This is a genomic window from Hugonella massiliensis (assembly GCA_001486445.1).
In the GTDB taxonomy this organism is placed as follows: Bacteria; Actinomycetota; Coriobacteriia; order Coriobacteriales; family Eggerthellaceae; genus Hugonella; species Hugonella massiliensis.
Window position 1 is genome coordinate 193,530 of sequence record LN908986.1, and the last position, 21,455, is coordinate 214,984.

General features: G+C 66.0%; 17 protein-coding genes. 4 read left to right on the plus strand and 13 right to left on the minus strand.

Features of this window, described 5'->3' with window-relative positions:
* Positions 1-107 precede the first annotated feature (107 nt).
* Positions 108-269: a rubredoxin gene (gene rd / locus BN3270_RS09245; protein ID WP_082673320.1), complete on the plus strand. Its 162-nt coding sequence runs from the start codon at positions 108-110 to the stop codon at positions 267-269.
* Between the two features lie 364 nt (positions 270-633).
* Here rd and BN3270_RS03385 read toward each other — a convergent pair whose 3' ends face one another.
* Genes BN3270_RS03385 through BN3270_RS03400 form a run of 4 tightly spaced genes read right to left on the minus strand, consistent with a single transcriptional unit; the run spans position 634 to position 6,333 of the window.
* Entirely contained in the window at positions 634-1,536 is a 903-nt protein-coding gene (locus tag BN3270_RS03385; RefSeq protein WP_058985780.1) for a formate dehydrogenase accessory protein FdhE, read from the minus strand.
* 1 nt (position 1,537) lies between these two features.
* The gene (locus BN3270_RS03390; RefSeq protein ID WP_058985781.1) at positions 1,538-2,242 is read right to left on the minus strand and encodes a cytochrome b/b6 domain-containing protein; all 705 of its coding nucleotides are present in this window, start codon (positions 2,240-2,242) and stop codon (positions 1,538-1,540) included.
* On the minus strand, positions 2,242-3,141 hold the full coding sequence (locus BN3270_RS03395) for a 4Fe-4S dicluster domain-containing protein (protein WP_058985782.1): 900 nt from the start codon (positions 3,139-3,141) through the stop codon (positions 2,242-2,244). Before BN3270_RS03395 ends, BN3270_RS03390 begins: the two co-directional genes overlap by 1 nt.
* 15 nt (positions 3,142-3,156) lie before the next feature.
* Positions 3,157-6,333: a molybdopterin-dependent oxidoreductase gene (locus BN3270_RS03400; protein WP_148335474.1), complete on the minus strand. Its 3,177-nt coding sequence runs from the start codon at positions 6,331-6,333 to the stop codon at positions 3,157-3,159.
* 706 nt (positions 6,334-7,039) lie between these two features.
* Here BN3270_RS03400 and BN3270_RS03410 point away from each other — a divergent pair.
* From BN3270_RS03410 to BN3270_RS03420, 3 genes are read left to right on the plus strand one after another with little or no spacing between them, the layout of a single operon-like run.
* Complete coding sequence (locus BN3270_RS03410; RefSeq protein WP_058985784.1) at positions 7,040-7,726, plus strand: MBL fold metallo-hydrolase; 687 nt, start codon at positions 7,040-7,042, stop codon at positions 7,724-7,726.
* A gap of 8 nt (positions 7,727-7,734) precedes the next feature.
* Positions 7,735-8,718 carry an alpha/beta hydrolase fold domain-containing protein gene (locus BN3270_RS03415; RefSeq protein ID WP_058985785.1) on the plus strand — a complete coding sequence of 328 codons (984 nt, stop codon included), beginning with the start codon at positions 7,735-7,737 and terminating at the stop codon, positions 8,716-8,718.
* A gap of 10 nt (positions 8,719-8,728) precedes the next feature.
* On the plus strand, positions 8,729-10,366 hold the full coding sequence (locus BN3270_RS03420) for a hypothetical protein (protein WP_058985786.1): 1,638 nt from the start codon (positions 8,729-8,731) through the stop codon (positions 10,364-10,366).
* Here the strand turns inward: BN3270_RS03420 and BN3270_RS03425 are convergent.
* The 9 genes from BN3270_RS03425 to BN3270_RS03465 form a co-directional block, all read right to left on the minus strand.
* Positions 10,363-12,741 (minus strand): glycoside hydrolase family 3 C-terminal domain-containing protein, encoded by a 2,379-nt coding sequence (locus BN3270_RS03425; protein ID WP_058985787.1) that lies wholly within the window; start codon positions 12,739-12,741, stop codon positions 10,363-10,365. The genes BN3270_RS03420 and BN3270_RS03425 overlap by 4 nt on opposite strands.
* Positions 12,742-12,914: 173 nt before the next feature.
* Positions 12,915-15,230: a heavy metal translocating P-type ATPase gene (locus tag BN3270_RS03430; RefSeq protein ID WP_058985788.1), complete on the minus strand. Its 2,316-nt coding sequence runs from the start codon at positions 15,228-15,230 to the stop codon at positions 12,915-12,917.
* Between the two features lie 42 nt (positions 15,231-15,272).
* The gene (locus BN3270_RS03435; RefSeq protein WP_058985789.1) at positions 15,273-15,614 is read right to left on the minus strand and encodes a metal-sensing transcriptional repressor; all 342 of its coding nucleotides are present in this window, start codon (positions 15,612-15,614) and stop codon (positions 15,273-15,275) included.
* A gap of 127 nt (positions 15,615-15,741) precedes the next feature.
* Entirely contained in the window at positions 15,742-17,016 is a 1,275-nt protein-coding gene (locus tag BN3270_RS03440; RefSeq protein WP_167551316.1) for a serine/threonine-protein kinase, read from the minus strand.
* On the minus strand, positions 17,006-17,437 hold the full coding sequence (locus BN3270_RS03445; protein WP_058985791.1) for a helix-turn-helix domain-containing protein: 432 nt from the start codon (positions 17,435-17,437) through the stop codon (positions 17,006-17,008). The genes BN3270_RS03440 and BN3270_RS03445 overlap by 11 nt, the downstream gene beginning before the upstream one ends.
* Positions 17,438-17,483: 46 nt before the next feature.
* Positions 17,484-18,224: a DUF4190 domain-containing protein gene (locus tag BN3270_RS03450; protein ID WP_167551317.1), complete on the minus strand. Its 741-nt coding sequence runs from the start codon at positions 18,222-18,224 to the stop codon at positions 17,484-17,486.
* A 206-nt stretch (positions 18,225-18,430) separates the two neighbouring features.
* Entirely contained in the window at positions 18,431-19,258 is an 828-nt protein-coding gene (locus BN3270_RS03455; protein WP_271711909.1) for an ABC transporter ATP-binding protein, read from the minus strand.
* Positions 19,259-19,286: 28 nt separating this feature from the next.
* Positions 19,287-19,988 (minus strand): LutC/YkgG family protein, encoded by a 702-nt coding sequence (locus tag BN3270_RS03460; protein ID WP_058985793.1) that lies wholly within the window; start codon positions 19,986-19,988, stop codon positions 19,287-19,289.
* Positions 19,985-21,448 (minus strand): LutB/LldF family L-lactate oxidation iron-sulfur protein, encoded by a 1,464-nt coding sequence (locus BN3270_RS03465; RefSeq protein WP_058985794.1) that lies wholly within the window; start codon positions 21,446-21,448, stop codon positions 19,985-19,987. Before BN3270_RS03465 ends, BN3270_RS03460 begins: the two co-directional genes overlap by 4 nt.
* Positions 21,449-21,455 lie beyond the last annotated feature (7 nt).

The following is a 21,455-nucleotide window of genomic DNA, read 5'->3' on the forward strand; positions in this document are numbered from 1 at the left end:
TCAAGAGTCATCTTGTCGACCTGTCGGCCCTTCCTCCCCTGCACGCGCTCCGCTTGTCCCTATGATGCTGGAAGGTCTTTGAACAGCCACGAAGGAAAGGCGGACCTATGCAGAAGTATCAATGCAACGTATGCGGTTACATCTACGACCCCGAGGCGGGCGACCCCGACGGCGGCATCGCGCCGGGCACCGCGTTCGAAGACATCCCCGACGACTGGGTATGCCCCGTCTGCGGTGTCTCGAAAGACGACTTCAGCCCCGTTGACTAACACACGCTACGCGCAAGGGAGCCCCGATCGCCGGGGCTCCCTTCATTATTGGCGACAGCGCCACACGCATTTTCACCGCCGCAGAAGAGACGAGTCACACGAGGACGGTGAATCGTCAACCGCTCCCACCATGCACGCGGATGCGACTGCCCAATGAACCCCGCCCGTGCAGCCCGCCGTCGTGACGCGCTTGGCGTGGTCGTTCCGGGCAGATGCCGCGAATGCCCCACGCGCGAACAGATCGCCGGCGCTACGGGCTCTGTCAGCGACAGCAACGCGTGCACCACGCACCCCTGCCTACAGCAAAGCCCCCGAACGGACGCATCCGTTCGGGGGCTCCTACCGCTCTAGATAAGTGCGAAGGCTACGCCTCGCGCTGCTGGGCGACCGCATCAAGCGGAGCCATGACGACGTCTTCGACCTCCATAACGAAGGGGACGCCTTCCGGTAGATCGTCCTGGAACACGACGCGTTCGTAGGCGCCGCATTCGTCGCAGGTTTGCAAGCGATGCGCACGATCGCCTTCTACGTTGGTGTAGTGCAGGTGACCCTGGTTGCGGGTTCCGCACCGGCCGCACCGCACGCGGTCGAAGTGCCACTGGGCGCCGCACTGCGCGCAGTACTGCCGGCGGCCGGACCCCGACGTATCGCCGGTGTTGCCCACCCACGAAGCGGAAGCGGGCGAACCACATACCGGGCAGTCGATGGAGGCCGGCGCGTGTTCGCCCCCTTCCGCAACAGACTGAGCGTACACGGCGCATACGGATTCGGAAGCGGGCTCGAGATGAGCACGCAGGGCGAACATCACCGTCATCGCGCACAGGTTGGCCGGCATATCAGCCGGCACATCGAAGGCGCCCAAGTTGGCGAGCACGTCGTTGACGAAGGCCGTGGGGTCGCTGCCCGCCTGCGCCAGATCGGCGCGCTGGGCAAAACGGACCCAGTCAAAGGCCCCCAGGGCGCTCGCCACATCGGCGTCGAGCCCCGCATGGGCGGCCATATACGACGCCACCGCAGCGCAGGTCGCGCCGAATTCATCCGCGTCGATGGCCACGGGGGCCTTGGAAAAAACAGGGGTGCCGGCGGCAAAAAGCTCGCCAGTCTCCCCCGCCGAAGGGGCGGCGTAGCCGTTTGCGGCGGCTACGCCCTGGGCGCGCTCGTCCAGCACGCCGTAGAGCCCTTCGAAGAACTCGAGCCGAGCGGCATCCGATGGGGCCGCGTCGCGCAGGTAGGCGGCAACGGCCGCATGAATTCGCTCGAGATCCACGTTACTTCTCCTCTTTCACGACTTCGACATTGCCCTCTTCGATTTCCTTGCGAGCCCAGAAGCCCCAGTGATAGAGAGCGTTGGATTCGGACACCTTGCCGTCCTTCCACATGAGGCGGGCGGTGCCGCGATAGGGCTGGAAGATGCCCGCGCCCAGGTAGATGTGGGCAAGGCCGAACACGATGAACAGGATGAAGCAGACATCGTGCACCAGGCGCATGACCAGTTCGGCCGTGGCGCCGGCGTGGAAGACGCTTGTGCCCAGCCAGAGCACCAGGCCCGAAATCGCGATGAGGATCGCGGCGAGCACCATGGCGCCGTCGGCGATGCGCTGACCCGACTTCACTTCGTCCTGATCGGGCATGTGGACCTTTTTGGGGCCCAGCATGTAGGGCACGAACTTCTTCATGAACTCCTTGTCTTCAGGGGTCCATTTCACGAAGTACTTGGCCAGGAAGGCCTTGAAGCCCTTGGGGGCCGTGATCGCGGACAGGATGGGCACGATGATGAAGATCGCGCCCACGATGCGATGGCTCATGCGCATGCCCTGGGCCACGTCGGGGAAGGCCGCTGCAAGCGCCGGGACGAACACGAACAGACCGGAAATGGCCAACCAAATGCAGGCGATGGCCACCGTGCCATGGGTGAGGCGCGTCTGCAGCGAATGACGCTGAATCTCGCGCTCGGGATAGTTCGTACGTGCCATTAGCGCTCACCCTTTTCCTTGTCGATGTGCTTCACGACTTCGCCGGTATCGACGTCGACTTCGTCGTGCGCCTTCTCGTCGTAGTAGAGGCGGTCGCGCTTGTAGCCCACGCCGGTGAGGAAGGAAAGACCCAGGCCGGCGACGACGCCCACGGCGCCCACCGCAGCGAGCGGCTTCATAACGCCCAGGGCCTCGGTCAGACCGCTCGGGTTAGCGTTTTCGGGCACGTTGGTGTACATCGAGCGGTCGTACTTGAGCACCATGATGGTGTGGCAGCCACCGCATTCGGTTTCGCCGTAGACGCTCGCGTCCTTGAAACCCTTCTTCTTGAGGACCTCGACGCGCTCGTGCGCCTTGGCGAGCATCTCGCTGCGCGGACCGAAATCGAGCGCGTTAGGCTGGCAGGTCGACACGCAGGCCGGCTTGCGGCCGTTGCGCACGCGGTCGATGCAACCGGTGCACTTGTTGATCTTGATGCCGGCACCCTGAACGCCCACGCCGTTGTGGCGCGGCACATCGAAGGGGCAGCCGCTGCGGCAGTACTGGCAGCCGATGCACTTGTCCTTGTCGTAGATGACCAGGCCCGTGCCGTCGGGGTCGTGATAGAGCGCGCCGCTCGGGCACACGTTCACGCAACCGGCGTTGGTGCAGTGCATGCAGGAACGGCGACCGAAGGCCCAGTCGACGCCGTAACCGTTTTCGCGCTCGCGTTCGGAAAACGTGATGATCAGGCGCGTGTTGGGCTCAAGGTCGGCCGGGTTCTGATAGGAGCCCGTGCAGATGCCCGCGTTGAAGTCGGTCGGAGAGGGAAGCTCGTTCCACACTTTGCACGCCGCCTGGCAGCCGCGGCAAGCGGTGCACTTGGAAGCGTCGTAGTAGATTGCCATTTCTTCAGACATGCAGATCTCCCCTCCTTACGCTTTCTCGAGGCCCACGAGGAAGGCCTTCGATTCCTGAATGAAACTGGTCGGGTCGCCGACGTTGGGCACCAGGTCGTTGACGATGTCGCCGGTGGTGAACATGTTCGAATAGCCCCAGTCGTGCACAATGCCGATATGGTACTGCGTCTTGCCGTTGACCTGCAGCGGCGGGATGCGCTTGGTCACGATGGCGGCCACCTTGACCGACCCGCGCTTGTTGAAGATGCGCACCGTGTCGCCGTTGTTGATGCCCTTTTCGGCAGCGAGTTCCGCGGGGATTTCCGCGAACTGCTCGGGCATCATCTCGTTGAGCACGGGAATCGTGTGCGTTTCGGCACCCGAAGACCAGTGCTCGGTGAGCGAGTAGGTCGTTGCGACGTAGGGGTAGTCGTCGACCGAACCCTTGGTGTCGCGAATCGACGGGTCGTTGGCGAAGAGGATCGCCGGGTTGTGGGCCGAGCCGTTGAGCTGGTTGTCGACGGGAGACTCGTAGGGCTCGTAGTGCTCGGGAATCGGCATGTCGTTCACGCCCGTGCTGAACAGGCAGGCGTTCTGCTCCCAGCGCATCATGAAGGCCTTGTTGTTGGGCGCCACCGGCGTGGTAGTGCCGTCGGAAGCCGCCTTGCTCGCCACGAAGTCGGGCACGTCGACGGTGTCCCACTTGGTACCGTTCCAAGAAACGGGCGCCTTGTCGGACTGCCAAGGCTTGCCCTGCATGTCGCAGGACGCGCGGTTGTAGAGGATGCGGCGATTGGCCGGCCAGCTGAAGGACCACTTGGGGAAGATGTGCAGGTCGCCGTAGTCGGTGTTGTCGCGACGGCCGGTGTTCTGCTGCGCCGGGTCCAGGGGGGCCTTGGCGTTGCCGTAGTAGCCCGTGTAGATCCAGCAGGCGCTCGCCGTGGAGCCGTCGGCCTTCAGCTTGCTGAAGGCGTCGAGCAGCTTGGGCGTGTTGTTCTTGAAGTCTTCCGTCGCGCCGTTCGTGCTGTAGCCGTTGAGCTCCCAGGCAATCTTGCGATGGTCGGGTTTGCCGTCCGCGCCCTCGTAATCCCACTTGGCGTTGAGAATCGGGTCGGGGAAGGCGCCGCCTTCCTTCTTGTAGAGCTCGACGAGCTTCTTATGGATGAGCATGAGCACTTCGGAGTCGGCCTTGGAATTGCCGCGCGTTTCAGTGCACTTGTAGCGCCACTGCATGACGCGGCCGGAGTTCAGCACCGTGCCGAACTTCTCGAACATGCTCGCGATGGGCAGGAAGTAGCACTCGGTCTTGATTTCCGATTCGCGGCCCTTGTTTTCGGGTGCCTTCCAGAACTCGGCCGTTTCGGTGTAGTACATGTCGTCGAACACGAGCCAGTCGAGGTTTTCGGCCACGCGGCGGTAGTAGCTGGCGTTGGCCTGGGACTGCATGGGGTTCTGCCCGAAGAACATGTAGCCCTTGACGATGCCCTGCTCCATGAGGTGCCAAGTGTTCTGCAGCGAACGCTTGCCGGCGTTGTCGACCTTGGGCAGCCAGTTGTAGCCGTAGTCGTTTTCAGCCGTCGCCGCGTCGCCGAAGAAGGACTTCAGATAGGAGACGAGGAACTTGGGCGTGTTGGACCAGTAGCCGTCAACCGCGGTTTCGTTCTCGCAGTACGCGGCGATCGAGGTGTCTTTGCCCTCGACGGGCCACTTCAAGTAGCCGGTCATATCGCCCGGAGAAACGCACATGTCGGTGCAGCCCTGCACGTTGGGCTCGCCGCGCAGCGCGGCAAGCTGGCCGCCGGGGACGCCGATGTTGCCCAGCAGGAGCTGGACGATCGACATGGAACGGGTGTTGCCCACGCCGGTGGAGTGCTGGGTCTGGCCCAGGGCGTAGAGGATCGTGCCCGCCTTGTCGGTCGCGCCGGTGGAGGTGTAGATGTCGTAGACCTGCTCGAGCGCTTCCTTGTTCATGCCGCACACGCTGCAGACCGTGTCGAGGTCGTAGCGCTCGTAGTGCTTCTTCATGATTTGGTAGACGCAGTTGGGATCCTGAAGCGTCGGGTCCTTCTTGGGGTTCTTCACCGTGAGCGGCTTGAAGGCCGGCACGCCAGCCTCGGTCATCCAAGCGTAGGCGCCGGTGGCGGAGTTGTCCCACGTCGTTTCCGACTCGGTCTGGTAGGACCAGGTCGTCTTGTCGTAGGAGCCCTTCTGCGCATCGTAGCCGCTGAAGAAGCCCGTCTCGGGATTGAAGGAGAATTCGGGGTTGATCAGGTACGACAGGTTGGTGTAGTTCAAGCAGTACTCGTGCTGCCAACGGTCATGCTCGAAGATGTAGTTGATCATGCCGCCGTAGAAGGCGATGTCCGTGCCGGGGCGAATGGGGCAGTAGATGTCTGCCACCGCGGCGGTACGGGTGAAACGCGGGTCGACGACGATGAACGTGGCGCCCTTGTCGCGCGCACGATCGACCCAGCGCATGGATGCGGGATGGTTTTCGGCGTTGTTGCAGCCGCAGGTGAGAAGCACGTCAGCGTTGGCGAGATCGCCCCACTGACCCGTCATCGCGCCTCTACCGAATGTGGGTCCAAGACCGGACACCGTGGAGGAGTGTCAAACGCGGGCTTGGTTGTCGAGGGAAACGGCGCCCAGCTCGCGGAAGAGCTTGACGATGAAGTACTCTTCTTCGATCGTCATGGACGAACCGCCCAGGCAGGCGATGGCCTCGGTACGGTTGATCGTTTCGCCCTTGTCGTTGGTTTCCTTGAACGTCGCATCGCGCGTGTCCTTCATGTGGCGCGCGATTTCCTCGATAGCGTCGTCCCAGGAGATGTCTTCCCATTCGGCCGAGCCGGGGCGACGCACCTTGGGGGTCGTCACGCGCGCGGGGTTCTCCTCGAGCGCGCCGGTTTCAGGGTTGACGATGTATTCCGCATGGAATTCGGCAGCTCCCTTGGGGCACAGGCCGCCTTCGCTCACGAAATGGTCGGGGTCACCCTCGACATGGACGAGTTCGCCGTCGCGCACCGACCCGATGAGGCCGCAACCGCATGCGCAGTAGCAGCAGATCGTGGTCACTTCTTCGGTGTTCTCGAGCTTCCAAGTTTTCTGGGTGTCGATTGCGAACGCTTTCGACTGCCCAGAGAGCTCGTAAGCCATCGAGCCCGCGAAGGCGAGAGCGCTGGCCTTGAAAAAGCCACGTCTCGTGATCTCCATGTAGATCACTCCTTCTGGTCCTTCTTCTCTGCACATGGCACCATCTGTGCCATACGGTTGATTAGTATATGGGAGAAAATTCACTACTGTGAATACTCAGACGACTAGAAATAGGGAGTTGCCTATAGTTTTGCCAACAATTTCCTATTTATGTCTAAATTCTATATCGCCAAGCGTGCCGATTCTTCCCGCGAACGGAACGGTATCCACACTTCGTTGGATAAAGCACGGGCTACGCCGTTGGAGGTATGCGCGACTCAGACCGCCCGAGCGACCCCTCGTCCTTCCCACTGGCACGGATGTATCGATGTGCAGCAAAAATTGGAAGTCGCTGGCACAGATACACCGATATGCAGCACCGCTTTCAGGCGGGAGCCTCTCCAAGCCGCCAATTGTTTGAAAAACATGCTGCACTTCGGTCATTCCGTGCCATTTCGTCAAAACGCCCTGCTGCACTTCGGTCATTCCGTGCCAGCAGTACGAAAATAATGCTGCACTTCGCGCTATCTGTGCCACCTCGCACGCCGCATACCGCTCGTGCCAAGCCCCGCGCGACTTTCAGCGCGTGCCCCGCGCCGTTCCCCAATTTGGCCATTCTGACCTGCCCTTTTGATTGCAAGCCCGCTGCGAGCGTGCGAAAATGGCAGAAACCCGAAACGTCGCCTCTACCGGGCGGCGATTCGCACCCGTCGATGGGAGAAGCGCTATGGAAGCCCGCGTCCAAAAGACACTCGACCGCATTTCCGTCCCCGTGCACAGCTGCGTCCGCATCGAATCGCGCCACCCCGGGGTCATCGCCTACGTCGACCCCTTCCGCATCGACGGGGCTCCGCACGATGCCGACCTCGTCCTGATCACGCACGACCACTACGACCACTTCTCCCCCGAAGACATCGCCAAGGTCCGCAAACCCGGCACCGCCTTCGTCCTGCCCCAGGCCATGGACCGGCGCGACCTGCCGATCGACCGCGCGCAGACCGAGGTGCACTTCCTCGCCCCCTACAGCGAGTGCACGGTCTTCGGGATTCCCGTGCACACCGTTCCCGCCTACAACGTGGGCAAGGAATTCCACCCCAAGGCCAACCGGTGGATCGGCTACGTGCTCACGGTCGACGGCGTGCGCGTCTACGTGTCGGGCGACACCGACGACAACCAGGACGTTCGCACGGTTCGCTGCGACATCGCCTGCATCGCCGCGGGCGGCACCTTCACCTGCACCCCGCGCGAGGCGGCCGAGCTCGCCTGCGCGCTCGCGCCCGCCGTGGCCATCCCCACCCATTACGGGTCGATCGTGGGCAAGCCCGCAGACGGCCGCGCCTTCGAAGCCTTCGTGAACGGCCGCGTGCCCGTCTGCCTGAAGATTCCCGACGAGCCGGCCGCCCACCGTCACTAAGGAGCAGCATGAAGAAATCGACCCCCCTCATCGTCGGCGCCGGCATCCTCGCCGGCTTCGCCGCCACTTCGCACCTCGCCTTCCATCGGTCGGCTCCCGCCACCCTGCTCGACGGCTACCAGCGCGGCAAGCGCCTGAAATCGCGCTTCGCCGAGCAAACCGGCTACGACCAATTCCTCCGCCTGCGCGCCGAGGAAAACGAGCGCCCCTACGAGCTGCCCCGCTGCTTCCGCCCCCAGAACGCGCTGACGCACGAAATCTCCCAGGGCATGGACGTCATCAGCCTGCGCCCCGCCGAGGCGCGAAAGCTGCGGATCGTCTACCTGCACGGCGGCGCCTACATCAACCGCATCGACTCCTACGTGTGGCCCTTCCTCGACCGCATCGCAGCCAAATCCCGCGCGACGATTTCGGTGCCCCTCTACCCGCTCGCCCCCGTGCACGGCTGCGCGGAAGCCTTCGAAAAGCTCGCCGCCTACTACCGCGACCTGCGCGCGCGCAACCCGCGCGAGACCATCGTCTTCATGGGCGATTCGGCCGGCGGCGCCCTCTGCCTTACGCTCGCCATGACGCTTGCCCAGGCGGGCGACGAAGGGCCGGCGGGCATCGTCGCCTTCTCGCCCTGGGTCGACGCAACCCTTGCCAACCCCGAGATCCTGGAATACGAAGCCTCCGACCCCGTGCTTTCGGCCTACGGGCTCTCCCGCGCCGCGCACAGCTGGGCAGGCGCGCTCGATCGCGCCGACTGGCGCATCTCGCCGACCAACGGGCCGCTCGAGGTGCTGCCGCCCACGCTCGTGTTCGCGGGCGTCAACGAAATCTTCTATCCCGACCTCGACATCTTCCGCGAGAAGCTCGCACGCGCCGGCGTTGCCTACACCTTCGTCGCGCGTGAGGGCCTGGGCCACTGCTGGCCCACCTACCCCATCCCCGAGGCGCTCGCGTCGGACAAGCAGATCTGCGCCTTCCTCGACGAGGTGGCCGCCGACTAGCGCGGAAACCATGCACCTGAAGATTTCGAAACGCGGGGACCGCCGCTACCTTTCGGTGGTGCAGAACTACCGCGAGGGGGGCAAGACGAAAACGCGCACGGTCGAATCGATCGGCTACGCCGACGCCTTCGCCGACCGCTACCCCGACCCGATCGCCCACTTCCGCGCCTACGTCGACGAGCTCAACGAAGCCCAGCGCGCTTCGAAGCAGCCGGTGACCCTGTCCTTCGCGCGCGACGAGCAGATCAAAGCGCACGGCGAGCCCACGGCCCGCGAGGGTGCCGGCATCGTGCTCGCCTACTTCGACGCGCTCGGGGTGGGCTCCTTCTTCCGCGCGCGCGAACGCGCGACCGAAGGAGCACCCCAGGCGGGCCGCGTGTTCGAAATGCTCGCCGTCGAGCGCGCCCAGCACGTGACGTCGAAGCTCGAAACCTGGCAGGCGCGGGCCTCCTTCCCGCGCACCTGCGATTTCAGCTTCAAAGAAGTCTACGAAGCCCTGCCAGCGATAGCCCAGGCATCGGCGGGGCTCGTCACCCACATGAACCGCGCCCTGGAAGGCATCCGCGGACCGCGCGATGCGAGCGTGGTCTACCTGGTCTTGCAGTCCTTTTCCTTCGCGACCGCCAACGACGTCGATTCGACCCGCCACCTGCACGGCAGCGGGAGCGGCCGTCCCCTGGTGGGGCTGGGCATGGCGCTCGACCGCGACGGCATCCCCATCACCTACTGGATCATGCCCGCAACCCCCACGCCCGCCGACGTGCGCCGCACGGTCGACCGGCTCAAGCGCGATCTGGGCGCCCACCGCGTGATCGTCGTGGCCGGCCGCACGCCCCACGCCGCCGACATCGCCCACGACCTGACGCGCACCGGCGACGGCTTCGTGATCAACCGTCCCCTGCGCCCCGACGACGAAGACCGCCGCGCCTGGATCGCCGACCCCGCAGGCTATCGGGAGAGCCGGTCGGGCAACTACCGCATCAAATCGCGTATCACCGCCGTGCAGGGAGGTTCCACGTGCGATTCGGTGAAAGACGTCGTGCTCTGGGGCCGCGATTACACGGCGCGCGCCCGCCGCGCCCGTTCCGAACGGGCGCGGTATTCTTCGGAATGGGCGGCCCTCGCCCAAGAAACGCAGGCGGCCGCCGCCCCAGGCCCCCACCCCGCCGCGCAGGCAACGCCGCCCGCCGACCTGGACGGCTACGTCTGCGTCGCCTCGAGCGAGGTCGACCTTTCGGAAGCGGCCATCTTCCACATCTATCGCGAGATTTGGCGCCTGGCGGAGCCCTTTCAGATCATGGAGGCCGACGTGTCGCCGTCGCCGTTCCCCGTGCCGCACGCCGACCACGTACGAGCCCATTTCCTCATCTGCTACACGTCGTTTTTCGCCCTGCGCCTGTTGCGCGCCGACATGGGCTGGAGCTACAACGCCGCCCAGGTAGCCCAGGCCCTGCTCGAAATGCGCGGAGCCCACCTGCGCGACAACTGGTACCTGTTCAGCTACCGCAGCCCGGTAAGCGATGCGATCGAAGAGGCGACGGGCGTGCCGATCGCGCGCAAGCTGCGCACCACCGGCGACATGCGCGCGCTCATCAGCACGGCGCGCGTCCACATCGAGCGCGCCGGCAGCCGCAAGGCCAACGCCTAGCGCGACCCCCAGGTGCGCATCCAGGCCCGCAGGTAGTCGATCGCCCCGCGGACGACCTTCCCGTTGGCCATGTTGGCAGCCGCTTCGAGCTCTGCCCGTGGCAGGCCGAAGGCGAGCAGGGCGCGCAGGGGCGTTTGGGTTTCGTCGATCGCGAACCGCTCGCCGTGCGCAAGCGTGCCCGCAACCCGATCGAGCAGGGAATCGCGCATATGCTTGCCCATCTGGGTGCGGCCCAAAGCCGCGATGGGAGATTCGAGCGTGACGGGCGCATCGGGTCGGGGCTCGGGCAAGGGGCCGCCGAACAGGGCGTGGAAGGCTTCGTCGGTGAAGCCCGCCCCCACCCGGTAGTAGGGCGAGAGGGCGCGCTTGCGCGCCGGCGCCACCGTAGAGCGCAAGCGCACGCGCGAGGCCAGCCGGTCGGGACATTCGGTGCGCACGAGCGTGAAGGTCTGGGCCAAGCGCACCGCCCGGCTCGACGTGCCCACCAAGATCTCGTAGGGGCCTTCTTCGATGACCCACCCGTGCGAGGAAGCGTCCCAGAAGGAGAAGGCCGCATCGTCAAGCTCGATGCGCACCGTTTCGGTTTCGCCCGCTGCCACCGCGACTTTCGCGAAGCCGGCCAACACCTGATAGGGCTTGAAATGCGACGGCGATTGGGCGTGCACGTAGACCTGCACCGTTTCGACGCCGTCGCGGTCGGAGGTGTTGCGCACCGCGCATTCCACGACGTAATGGGCTTCGGTGGCGATCAGGCGCATCGAAGGGAAGGCGAAGTGGGCATAGCCCACCCCATGGCCGAAGGGGAAGGCGACCGGCGCGTTGGCGGTATCGTAGTAGCGGTAGCCCGCAAAGAAGCTCTCGCGATGAACAACCCGCAAATCGGGCGTAACCGCGGGCGTAAAGGCCTCCGCCTCGTCGCAGGCGGCCGGCCAGGTGAAGGCGAGCCGGCCCGTGGGCTCGGCGTAGCCGGTGAGCAGGTCGGCGAGCGCCTGCCCCGACCCGCAACCGGCATAGCCCATATAGAGCACCGCCGCACAGCGCCCGCGCCAGGGCAGGTTCGCCGGCCCTTGGCCCACGAGCACGGCCACCGTGCGGTCGTTTGCCGCGCACACGCGTGCGACCAGGTCGTTAACCGAATCGGAAAGGACACCGCCTGCAGCGGGCAAGTCGACGAAGACCACGGGCACGTCGAGCGCGCGAGCCGCCCGCTCGGCTTCGGCGATCTGGTCTTCGGTAGCCTCGCCGGTCGTCTCGTCGTAGCCTTCCGCGAAGGCGAGCGAGATGCCCGCCGCCTGTAGAGCGTCCCAAGCGTTGTCGGCCAGGTAGGGATTGACCGCAGGGCCGTCCGCCGCCTGCATGAGGGGCTCTTTGGCCCGGTTGCCGATGAGGGCCACCGTCGCACAGGGGGCCAAGGGCAGCACGCCCCTATTGGCAAGCAAGACCGCGCTTTGCGCCGCGGCCGCGCGCGCAAGTTCGAAATGGGCGTCCATGTCGCAGGTGCAGGGCAAGGCCGATACCGCTTCGTGACGGGCGGCGATTTCAAGCACGCGGCTGGCCGCGGCGTCGAGGCCCGACGCGTCGAGCGCGCCCGTCGACACGGCGCGGGACACCGCTTCTGCATGGTCGGCTTGGGGACCGGGCACCACGAGGTCGCAGCCGGCGGCAAGGGCGGCCACGCTGTCGGCGGGACCGTCGTCGACGGCCACCACCGCCCCTGCAAACCCCCACCTCTCGCGCAGGAGGTCCTGCAGAAGATGGGCGTCTTCGGCGCACTTGACGCCGTTGAGGTAGCCGGGCGCAACCGCCACGGCCCACGGCCGCCCCTCGCGCACAGCCACTTCGAAGGCGCGCAGATGGTACTCGCGCAGGGCGCGCTCGTCGACCACGTCGTTACGCAGGTAGGGCGCCACCCCACCGGGCACGCAGCCCAAGGCGTTGCAGAGGGCGCCGGCGCCCACGCCCTGCACGCCCCAGATCCACGCGGCGGCCATTTTGCCGGCCAGCAAGGGGTCTTCGGCCACCGATTCGGACGCCGCCGGACGCCAGGGGCCCAGCTGGGGGCCGCCTACCACGGCCGTGTCGTAGGCGCGCGCTTCCTCGCCCACGGCGCGGCCCACCGCTTCTTCCAAGTCGACGTCGAAGGAGCAGGCGAGCGTGGCAGGCGAAGGAAAGCAGGTAGTCACGGCGCCGGGGTCGATCTCGCCGTTGAGCGCATCGAAGGCCAGGCCGTGCGAGCCGTGGTCGAAGCGGGCGGGCGCGACCCCGATGCGGTCGATGCCGGCCGTCGCGTAGCCCGCATGAGCGGCGAGCAGGCTCGCCTTCTCTTCAAGGGTAAGCTGCGCGAGCGCTGCGACGATATCTTGCTGTGCCTGCATCCTGCGGATCCTCTGGGTTCGACGGCGCGGCAGAGCCCCTCGCGCCCACCGCGCACCGTTTGGTTCAAGTCACACAATGGTACCGCATTCGGGCCCATCGGCCGTGCAGGCGCCGCGGGTTACACAAGCCGCCCGCCCCGATGAGTCAAAGAAATCTGGTCCCGTTGACTCATTCAAGCCGCCTGAGCCATGCCGGCCGTCGCGGCGCCTTCCTCAAGCGCAAAGCCCGGCTTCCACCCACGCAGGCGTAAGGCGTTGCTCACCACGAAGATGGAGCTGAAACCCATGGCGGCCGCCGAGATCATGGGGTTGATCGTGAGCCCCCAGGCCGAGAAGGCGCCCGCAGCCAGGGGAATGCAGATCACGTTGTAGAAGAGGGCCCAGAAGAGGTTCTGCTTGATGTTGCGCATCGTAGCCCGCGACAGGTCGAGGGCCACGGCCACGTCCTGCAGATCGCTGCGCATGAGCACGATGTCGGCCGCTTCCATCGCGATGTCGGTGCCGGCGCCGATCGCGACGCCCGTGTCGGCGCGGGCGAGCGCAGGCGCGTCGTTGACGCCGTCGCCCACCATGGCCGTCTTGCCCTGGGCGCGCAGGGCGCGCACCCGCTCCTCCTTGCCTTCGGGCAGAACCCCGGCGAAGACCTCGTCGACGCCCACCTGCTCCTGGACCACGCGGGCCGTGCGCTCGTTGTCGCCGGTGAGCATGACCGTGCGGATGCCCATCCCGTGCAGCTCTTCGATCGCCCGCTTGCTCGTGGGCTTAACCGTGTCGGCGCAGGCGATGATGCCCGCCGGCGCACCGCCTACCGCAAACAGAAGCGGGGTCTTGCCCTGGGCCGCCAGGCGGTCGGCCTCCTCCTCGAAGGCTTCGGTGGGCACCCCTTCCGCGCGCATGAAGTCAAGGTTGCCCGCCAGGCAGGGCATGCCCGCCACCGTACCGGCCACGCCGCGCCCGGGAACGGTGCGGAAATCGTCGACGTCGATCGACGTGGTGCCGTCCTCACGCACGCGGTCCATGACCGCCTGGGCCAGCGGATGCTCCGAGCGGCTCTCGAGCGCGTTGGCCACGTAGAGCACGTCGTCTTCCACGGCTTCACCCAAAGCGATCACGTCGGTCACGCGCGGGGTGCCCTGGGTGATGGTCCCCGTCTTGTCGAGTACGACGGTCTTGGTTTCGCCGGCCGTTTCGAGCGATTCGGCGCTCTTGATGAGCACGCCGAGCTTGGCACCGCGGCCGGCACCCACCATGACCGCCGTGGGCGTGGCCAAACCCAAAGCGCAGGGGCAGGAGATCACGAGGACCGACACGGCGTGGTTGACCGCCTCGCCGAAGGAGCCCACGAAGAGCCAGATCACGAATACCGCAAGAGCGATCGCAATCACCGCGGGCACGAAGATGCCGGCGATCTGGTCGGCCTTGCGTTCGATGGGCGCCTTGGTGCTCGTGGCATCGTCGACGAGCTTGACGATGCGGGCCAGGGCCGTGTCGGCACCCACGGCCGTGACCTTCATCGTGCACCAGCCCGACGTGTTCATCGTCGCGCCCGTCACCGCATCGCCCTTGGTCTTTTCGACCGGCATGCTCTCGCCGGTGATGACCGATTCGTCGACCGACACACTGCCTTCCACCACCTCGCCGTCGGCGGGAATGGCCTGCCCTGCCTTCACCACGAGGAGGTCGCCCACGGCCAGCTGGTCGACGGGAACCTCTTCCTCCACGCCGTCGACCAGGCGCACAGCGGTCTTGGGCGCCAGATCCATGAGGCTGTTGATTGCGTCGGTGGTTTTGCCCTTGGCGCGCGCTTCGAAGAACTTGCCCATCGTAATCAGAGTGAGGATCATCGCCGCACCCTCGAAAGACAGGTCCATGAAAGCGGCATGGGCGGCGTCGAGGTCGAACTGACCCATCCAATAGGCCATGCGGTAGAGGGCCGCGATGCCGTAGGCGGTCGAAGCCGCCGACCCCAGGGCGATGAGGGCGTCCATGTTGGGAGCGCCGTGGAAGAGGGTCTTGAATCCCGTGCGGAAGTAGTGCCAATTGACGAAAATCACGGGCACCAAGAGCAGAAGCTCGGTGAGGGCCGTGATGAGCATGTGGTCGTGGCCCAGGAAGATGGCAGGCAGGGGCCAACCCATCATGTGGCCCATCGACAGGTAGAACAGGGGGACGGTGAAGGCGAGCGAGACGATGAGCTGGCGCTTCTTCTCCTCGATCGCCGCCTGGGCCCGCTCGGCGGCCGTGGGTCCCGCAGCGGCGGCCGTCTGCGCGGCGCCCACCGCACGGGGAATGGCCCCGTAGCCGGCCTTTTCAACCGCAGCCGAAACGGCTCGCAGGGTGTCCGGGTTGCCGTCGTAGTCGACGACCATGCTGTTCTTCAGGAGGTTGACCACGGCCTTATCGACCCCGGCGACCCCTTCGGTCGCCTTGGTCACGCGCGCCGAGCAGGCCGCGCAGGTCATGCCCGTCACGTCGAATGCTTGTTCCATCTTGTGCCCTTTCGCAGCGACGACGCCCTGCAAAGCCGCAGGCTAGCGCGTGATGCGCTTGATAAGCCCCATGGCCTCGTCGATGACCTCGTCGTTGCCGTTGCGGATCTCTTCGGCCACGCAGGTTTTCAGATGGTTTTCCAAGACGATGCGTTCGATGCTTTGGATGGCGCTCGACGCCGCGGAAAGCTGCACGAGGACGTCGCCGCAGTAGCGGTTGTCGTCGATCATGGCCTTCACGCCGTTGAGCTGGCCGATCGCGCGGTTGAGCCTGCGCTGCAGGTCGCGCTGGAGGTCTTCCCCGCGCGGCGTGTGCTTGTAGCGGGCGCAGTGCGGGCAGGTTCCGGCTTCCTCCGGGTTGGGCGCATCTATCGTCTCGTCCATCCGAGCCCCTCTCATGACGGTTCGATCCGTGCGTGTTCTGTTCTCAGGAGGAGATTATATACCCCATGGGGGTATTAGCAAGGGGGAGAACAGATGGAAGATAAGCGCCGGCATCTGCCAGGGGCGCCTAACCCGCCCGGACGACCGTGCCGGGCGCGAGGAGCTCGACGAGCACGAAGGTGACGAAGGTCGCCACAAGCGCAAGGCCCCAGCAACGCGCAAGGCCCCGGACCCACGACACCTTCCCCACCAGGGGAAACGAAGAACGGCGGTCGCCTTTGTAGACGAAGGGCAGCCAGAAGAAGGCCTGGGCGACGCCCATGAAGCCCGCATACTGCACGGCGCGCGCGGCAAGAGACATCGAGAGGTCGGAAGCGGTGGTGGGCGCAAGGACGTTGCCCGCAGAAGCGACCAGGCTCAAGGAGAACCAGGCGAGCAGGATCGCGTTCCACGCGATTCCCGCCCAACGGGCACCTCGCGCAGCCCGCGGTGCGCGCGACGGGCGCGTGCGCGGATACGAAGTGGGCGGCAGGTCGGCGGGAGCAGGTCGCGCCGCGCCATCGGGTGCGCCCATCGCGCGACGGACCCCTTCAAGGGCGCGACGGAAATCGGCGACCGTCGCATACCGGTCGTTCGGATCGAAGGAACAGGCGCGCGCCACCAGGGGACGCACCGCCTCCGGCACGTCGGCCCCGGCAAAGCCGTCGGCCCGCTCCTGGGAATCGGGCACCCTGCCCGCCAGACAGAAGGCGAGCACCATCCCAATCGCGTACACGTCGCTTTCCACGCTCGTCTGGCCGTAGCCGTACTGTTCGGGTGGGGCGAAGCCGGGCGTGCCGAACCGGACCGTGTCGCGTTCGGCACCGGCGCGCCAGACGCGGGCGATGCCCAAATCGATGAGGGTGACGCGATCGCCCTGCACGATCACGTTCGACGGCTTGATGTCGCGATGGATGAGGGGGCCGGTGGGAAGAGCATGCAGCTCTTCGGCAGCCCGGCAGATTTCGATTGTCACGTCGAGCGTCCGCGGGGGCGCAAGCGGCCCGGCTTCCACGATCTTTTGCAGGGTGGTGCCTTCCACGTAATCGAGGAGGACGAAGCGCGTCGCACCCACCCGGGCCACGGCACGCACGCGCGGCAGGCGGTCGCAGGCGTAGCCTTCCTTCTGCGCCTTGGCGAGCGCGCGATAGGCAGCGCCCGTCCCTTCGTCCCCTTCGAAGGTCTTGCGGATACCGCGCGCGCCCGAGCCCTCCCCCGCCCCCGGCAGGCGCACGAGCTCGGTGGTTTCGGGCGGGCCCTGCTTGAGCACGCGCTCGACTTCGCAGGACCCGATAAGGTCGAGCGCATCCAACTCGCGGCCCAAATCTCCTGCGTCGACGTGTCCCCAGGCCCTATTCCCCATGTGGTCCCAGCGTCTTTTCGCCGAACGCGTAGAGAGCGTCGTTGGCCTGGGCAAGCGTGGCGCCCCGATCGAGACAGTAGAGCACGATCGCATCGCGGCGCACCTTGGGATAGAGCTCGTTGGTTCCCGCAATCTTCAACAGGCGGTTGGTCTCGCGCACCGAAAGCCCCATCGCGAAAGCCAGCGGGAGCAGGGTATCGCGCGAGGCCCCGCGGGCGCCGGTAAAGATCTGGTAGCCGAAAGTCGCGCCGATTCCCGCAGCCTTCACCACGTCCTTGCGCGCGAGTCCCCGGGCGGCCAGCAGCTCGCCCAAATACCCCGCGAGGGTCTTGCCCTCAAGGTTGTGCCGGTCGATGTAGCTTTCAAGCGAAGGAGCCGCTCGCAGTTCGTCGAGCAGCTCCTCCGTCAACGGTTCTTCCATGTGTGACCTCCGCGCTGCGGGCGCTCGCAGAGGCCCAGCGGGCCGGCTAGGAAACCGCCCACGCGATGTTCGAATCGGATTGCACGATGCTCGAGTAATAGTACACCTTGGTGATGTCGCCTTCGAAGGCGATAGTCCCGGTCACCGTGCCACCGGCAGAAAGGGTGCCCGAATTGAGGGCGTTTTCCTGCGAAGCGTAGTAGGTCTCATCGCGCTGGGCGCCGTTGGCGTCGCTGGCCTTCCAGTCGAAGGCATTGAACGAGGCGTTGCTCGACCCGTTGTTCTTGTAGGTCACCGTGACCTGCGTCACCTTCGAGCCGTCGTAGTTGGAAAGGCCCGCTTCAACCTTGTCAACCGACACGGAAAGACCGTTGTCGAGGTCGACCGACTGGCCCGGCGCCATGTTGCTGTAGTCGGCAGACGACGCCGAAGATGAGGCGGCGTCGGTGGAAGCGGCCGGGGCGGCCAAGCTCGACGAGGCGTCGGTGGGCTGGGCCCCGTTCGTAACGCTGTCGATCGCCGCGCTGTACATGCTCTGGGTGACAAGCACGATGACCAGGGAGAGAATCGCCACGATGAGGCCGGCGACGGCCGTCCCGCGGCCGCGGCGCTTGCCCTTACCCGTCTGCACGATGCCGACGATGGCGAACACGGCGCCCACGAGCCCCAGCACGAACGCGCCGTTGTTGACGATCGGGACGAACGAGACGAGCAGCGCGATAATCGCCAGCACGAGGCCGACGATGGCGATCACTGACTGAGATTGCCCCTTTTCCTTGTGATCCATGAATACCCCTTTGATGATGTGGGGGCGCATCGCTCGGCCGCCGCGCGGTCCCCATTCCTTCGATACGTGCGACCGGCCCGCCGCGGGCGTCCCCGCAGGGCGTGCCGGCTCGCTATCGATGGTATGGGTTCGTCGCGGCCGTCGCATTAGCTGCAAGCTAATGAATGGCGAACCTAGAGCGTGAGGTATGCGATACCGAACGGCCGTTACCACAAATGGAAGATGCCGTCGGCGGTGCGGCTCGTTTGCACGGGGACGCCGAAAAGGTCGCGCATCCGGTCCTGGGTGACGAGCTCTTCGGTGGGGCCGTCGGCAACCAAGCGGCCGTCCTTCACCAGAAGCGCGCGCGTGAAGGCCGGCTGGATGTCTTCCACCTGATGGGTGACGAGCAGGATGCTGCGGCCCGTCGCGGCCATCTGCGCAAGCGCCTGGCGCACGTGCCACATGCCTTCGGGGTCGAGCCCGGCGCAGGGCTCGTCGAAGACGACGATTTGCGGGCTGTTCACCAGGGCGCGCGCGAAGAGCACGCGGCGCGCCTGGCCGGTGGACAGGGTGTGGATCTCGCGCTGGGCCAGCTGGACGCACCCCAGCTCCTCCATGCGGTCGAGGGCAACCTGGCGCTGGCGTTCGGTGACCGTGAAGCGGGCCGGCACGCCCAGGCTGCCGAAGAAGCCGCCCAACACGATGTCGATCGCCGGCAGATGAACGGCGATCTGGTCTTGCATGCTCGTGGACACCACGCCGATTACGCAGCGCATCTCGGCGGTGACCGGGCGGGGGTTGCCGCAGAAGAGCACGGGCGGCTCGTCGCGGTAGAGGGGCACCATCTCGCGCGTGAGCAGTTTCACGAGCGTCGACTTGCCCGCCCCGTTTGGCCCCAGAATCGCAATCGCCTCGCCGTGGTCGATCGTCAAATCGTCGACGGTGAGAATGTCGCGGCCGTCGCGGCGCACCACCGCATCCTTCAGCCGCAACAGGGGCACGGAAGGGTCGGCGAGCGCAGCCGCGAAGGCCGGGCTGATTTCGTTGCTCACGGGAGTTCCTCTCGTAATCGGTTACCGATTACGCATCGTCCACCACGAGGTAGTGCACCGTCAAGGGGCCGTGCACGCCTTCCACGCGCACGAGCTCGATGTCGGCGGTGTTCGAAGGTCCCGTGATGAACACGAGCTGGCTGGGCATGGCGTCGAAACGCGCGCGCACGACCTGCATGACGGCCATCATGCTCGGCTCGAGGCGGGAAGCCGGCACAAGGGCCACATGGACGGCGGGCAGCAGGCTTGTCGAACGGCCGTGTCCGGCGCGCACGACCTGCAGGATCGTACCCGTTTCGGCGATGGCGGCGTCGGCCACCGTGACGCCCACCTGGGCAGAGGCGGCCGCGTCGATGCAGGCCGCGCGCCCGGCGCCGGCGTCCCAGCGCCATGCGCCCTGGGGAGCCGCGGCGTCGAGGGCGGTGGCTACCCCCCATTCGTCGAGCAGGGGCTCGTCGTCGAAGACCGCGCTGCCGCCCGCCGTGGCGGCGATGTCGGCCACCGCCTGGGCAGCGCCGGCGCGATCGGTATGCGACACGTTCACATGCGCGGCGCTCGCTTCGGCGCAGAAGCGCTCCATCCGCTCTTCGGCAGAAAGCGCATCGGAAAGATGGGCGGGGATGAGCTCGCAGGTGTCGATCGGCACCACCGTATCGGGCACCGCGGCATGGCCGAGCGCACGGGAAATCGGCGCGAGGAAGTCTTCCAGGGAAACGTCGTGCTGGCTCATCGGGCGTCCTCTCCCTTCTCGGGCGCATTGCCCTGTTCCTTTTCATGCTTCTTGAACCAATCGCGGAAGCGCTCGTCGGCCAGACGGTTGAAGTCGCGGTTGCGCGTCCAGGCGCCAAGCACCGGGATCCAGGCCGTCGACGGGCCCAAGCTCTGCCCGTTGTGGGCGAAGGGCTTCATGCCGCGCGCGGCCACCTTGGTGGCGACGTCGTAGAGGGGGCGGGAGCTCAGCACGTGGCCGGCAGTCTCGAAGGCGCGGCGCTCGATGGGGCCCGCGTATCCTTGGGCGACCATGTTCACGCGATGCTGGCGGATGAGGTCGTGCAGGGGAATGTCCATAGGGCAGTTGCTCGTGCAGGCCGAACAGAGGCTGCAGGCGTAGGGCAGTTTGTCGACCTTATCGTAGCCTTCCAGGCAGCACGTCATCACGATGCCCATAGGGCCCGGGTAGATCGACCCGTAGCCATGGCCGGTGATGTGGCGGTAGACCGGGCAGATGTTCAAGCAGGCGCCGCAACGGATGCAGCGCTCGATCGCGGCGAACTCGGTGCCCAGGATGTCGCTGCGCCCGTTGTCGATCATGATGATGTGGACGTCACGGGCGCCGTCGCCCTCGTCGTCTGCCGCCGGGCCGCAGTCGACGGTGAAGTAGGCCGTGAGCTTGCTGCCCACAGCGGAACGCACCAACAGCGACGTCATCAGGTCGAGCGATTCCAGATCGGGCACGATGCGGTCGATGCCCACCAGGACGATCTGGGTTGCGGGCAGGGTGTCGACCATGCGGCCGTTGCCCTCGTTGGTCACCAGCGTCGTCGACCCGGTCGAGGCCACGGCGAAGTTGCAGCCGCGCACGCCCACTTCGGCGGCGAGGAACTTCTCGCGCAGGTGCACGCGCAAGAAGCGGGTGATGTCTTCGGGCACCGAAGAGCCGGCGTAGCCCAGCTCGTCGTGGAACATGCGGGCGATGGCCTCGCGGTCGAGATGCAGAGCCGGCACAACGATGTGGGAGGGATGGTCTTTGGCCGTCTGCAGGATGGCTTCGGCGCAGTCGGTCTCGACGACCTCCATGCCGGCTTCCTCGAGGACCTCGTTCATCCCGATTTCCTCGCTCATCATGCTCTTCGACTTCACGCAGGTCGAGGCATGGGCTTCTTCGAACACGTCGAGAATCTCGCAGAGGGCGTCTTCGGCCGTGGGCGCGAAGTGCACGTGGGCGCCCGCCGCTTGGGCGTTGCGGGCGAATTCGGCCACGTAGTAATCGAGGTTCTTGTTCACGCGGTTGCGGATCGCCCGCGCCGCGTGGCGCATGTCTTCCCAGTTGGGAAGCTCGTCGACCACGGCGTTGCGCTTGTCGTAGAAGACGTCTTGGGCACGTTCGACCGCCTCGTGGGCGAACTCGTCGTCGAGACAGGCATCGACCCGCTCGGCGAGCGTGGTGCCTTCGTTGTAGAGAATGGCCATGGTGCGC

Bases quoted from the DNA above. Each gene is read 5' to 3' on its own strand.
- rd (WP_082673320.1), top strand. From the start codon at position 108: ATGCAGAAGTATCAATGCAACGTATGCGGTTACATCTACGACCCCGAG.
- BN3270_RS03445 (WP_058985791.1), bottom strand. From the start codon at position 17,437: ATGGAAGAACCGTTGACGGAGGAGCTGCTCGACGAACTGCGAGCGGCT.
- BN3270_RS03415 (WP_058985785.1), top strand. From the start codon at position 7,735: ATGAAGAAATCGACCCCCCTCATCGTCGGCGCCGGCATCCTCGCCGGC.
- BN3270_RS03435 (WP_058985789.1), bottom strand. From the start codon at position 15,614: ATGGACGAGACGATAGATGCGCCCAACCCGGAGGAAGCCGGAACCTGC.
- BN3270_RS03410 (WP_058985784.1), top strand. From the start codon at position 7,040: ATGGAAGCCCGCGTCCAAAAGACACTCGACCGCATTTCCGTCCCCGTG.
- BN3270_RS03460 (WP_058985793.1), bottom strand. From the start codon at position 19,988: ATGAGCCAGCACGACGTTTCCCTGGAAGACTTCCTCGCGCCGATTTCC.
- BN3270_RS03425 (WP_058985787.1), bottom strand. From the start codon at position 12,741: ATGCAGGCACAGCAAGATATCGTCGCAGCGCTCGCGCAGCTTACCCTT.
- BN3270_RS03465 (WP_058985794.1), bottom strand. From the start codon at position 21,448: ATGGCCATTCTCTACAACGAAGGCACCACGCTCGCCGAGCGGGTCGAT.
- BN3270_RS03395 (WP_058985782.1), bottom strand. From the start codon at position 3,141: ATGTCTGAAGAAATGGCAATCTACTACGACGCTTCCAAGTGCACCGCT.
- BN3270_RS03420 (WP_058985786.1), top strand. From the start codon at position 8,729: ATGCACCTGAAGATTTCGAAACGCGGGGACCGCCGCTACCTTTCGGTG.
- BN3270_RS03440 (WP_167551316.1), bottom strand. From the start codon at position 17,016: ATGGGGAATAGGGCCTGGGGACACGTCGACGCAGGAGATTTGGGCCGC.
- BN3270_RS03450 (WP_167551317.1), bottom strand. From the start codon at position 18,224: ATGGATCACAAGGAAAAGGGGCAATCTCAGTCAGTGATCGCCATCGTC.
- BN3270_RS03430 (WP_058985788.1), bottom strand. From the start codon at position 15,230: ATGGAACAAGCATTCGACGTGACGGGCATGACCTGCGCGGCCTGCTCG.
- BN3270_RS03390 (WP_058985781.1), bottom strand. From the start codon at position 2,242: ATGGCACGTACGAACTATCCCGAGCGCGAGATTCAGCGTCATTCGCTG.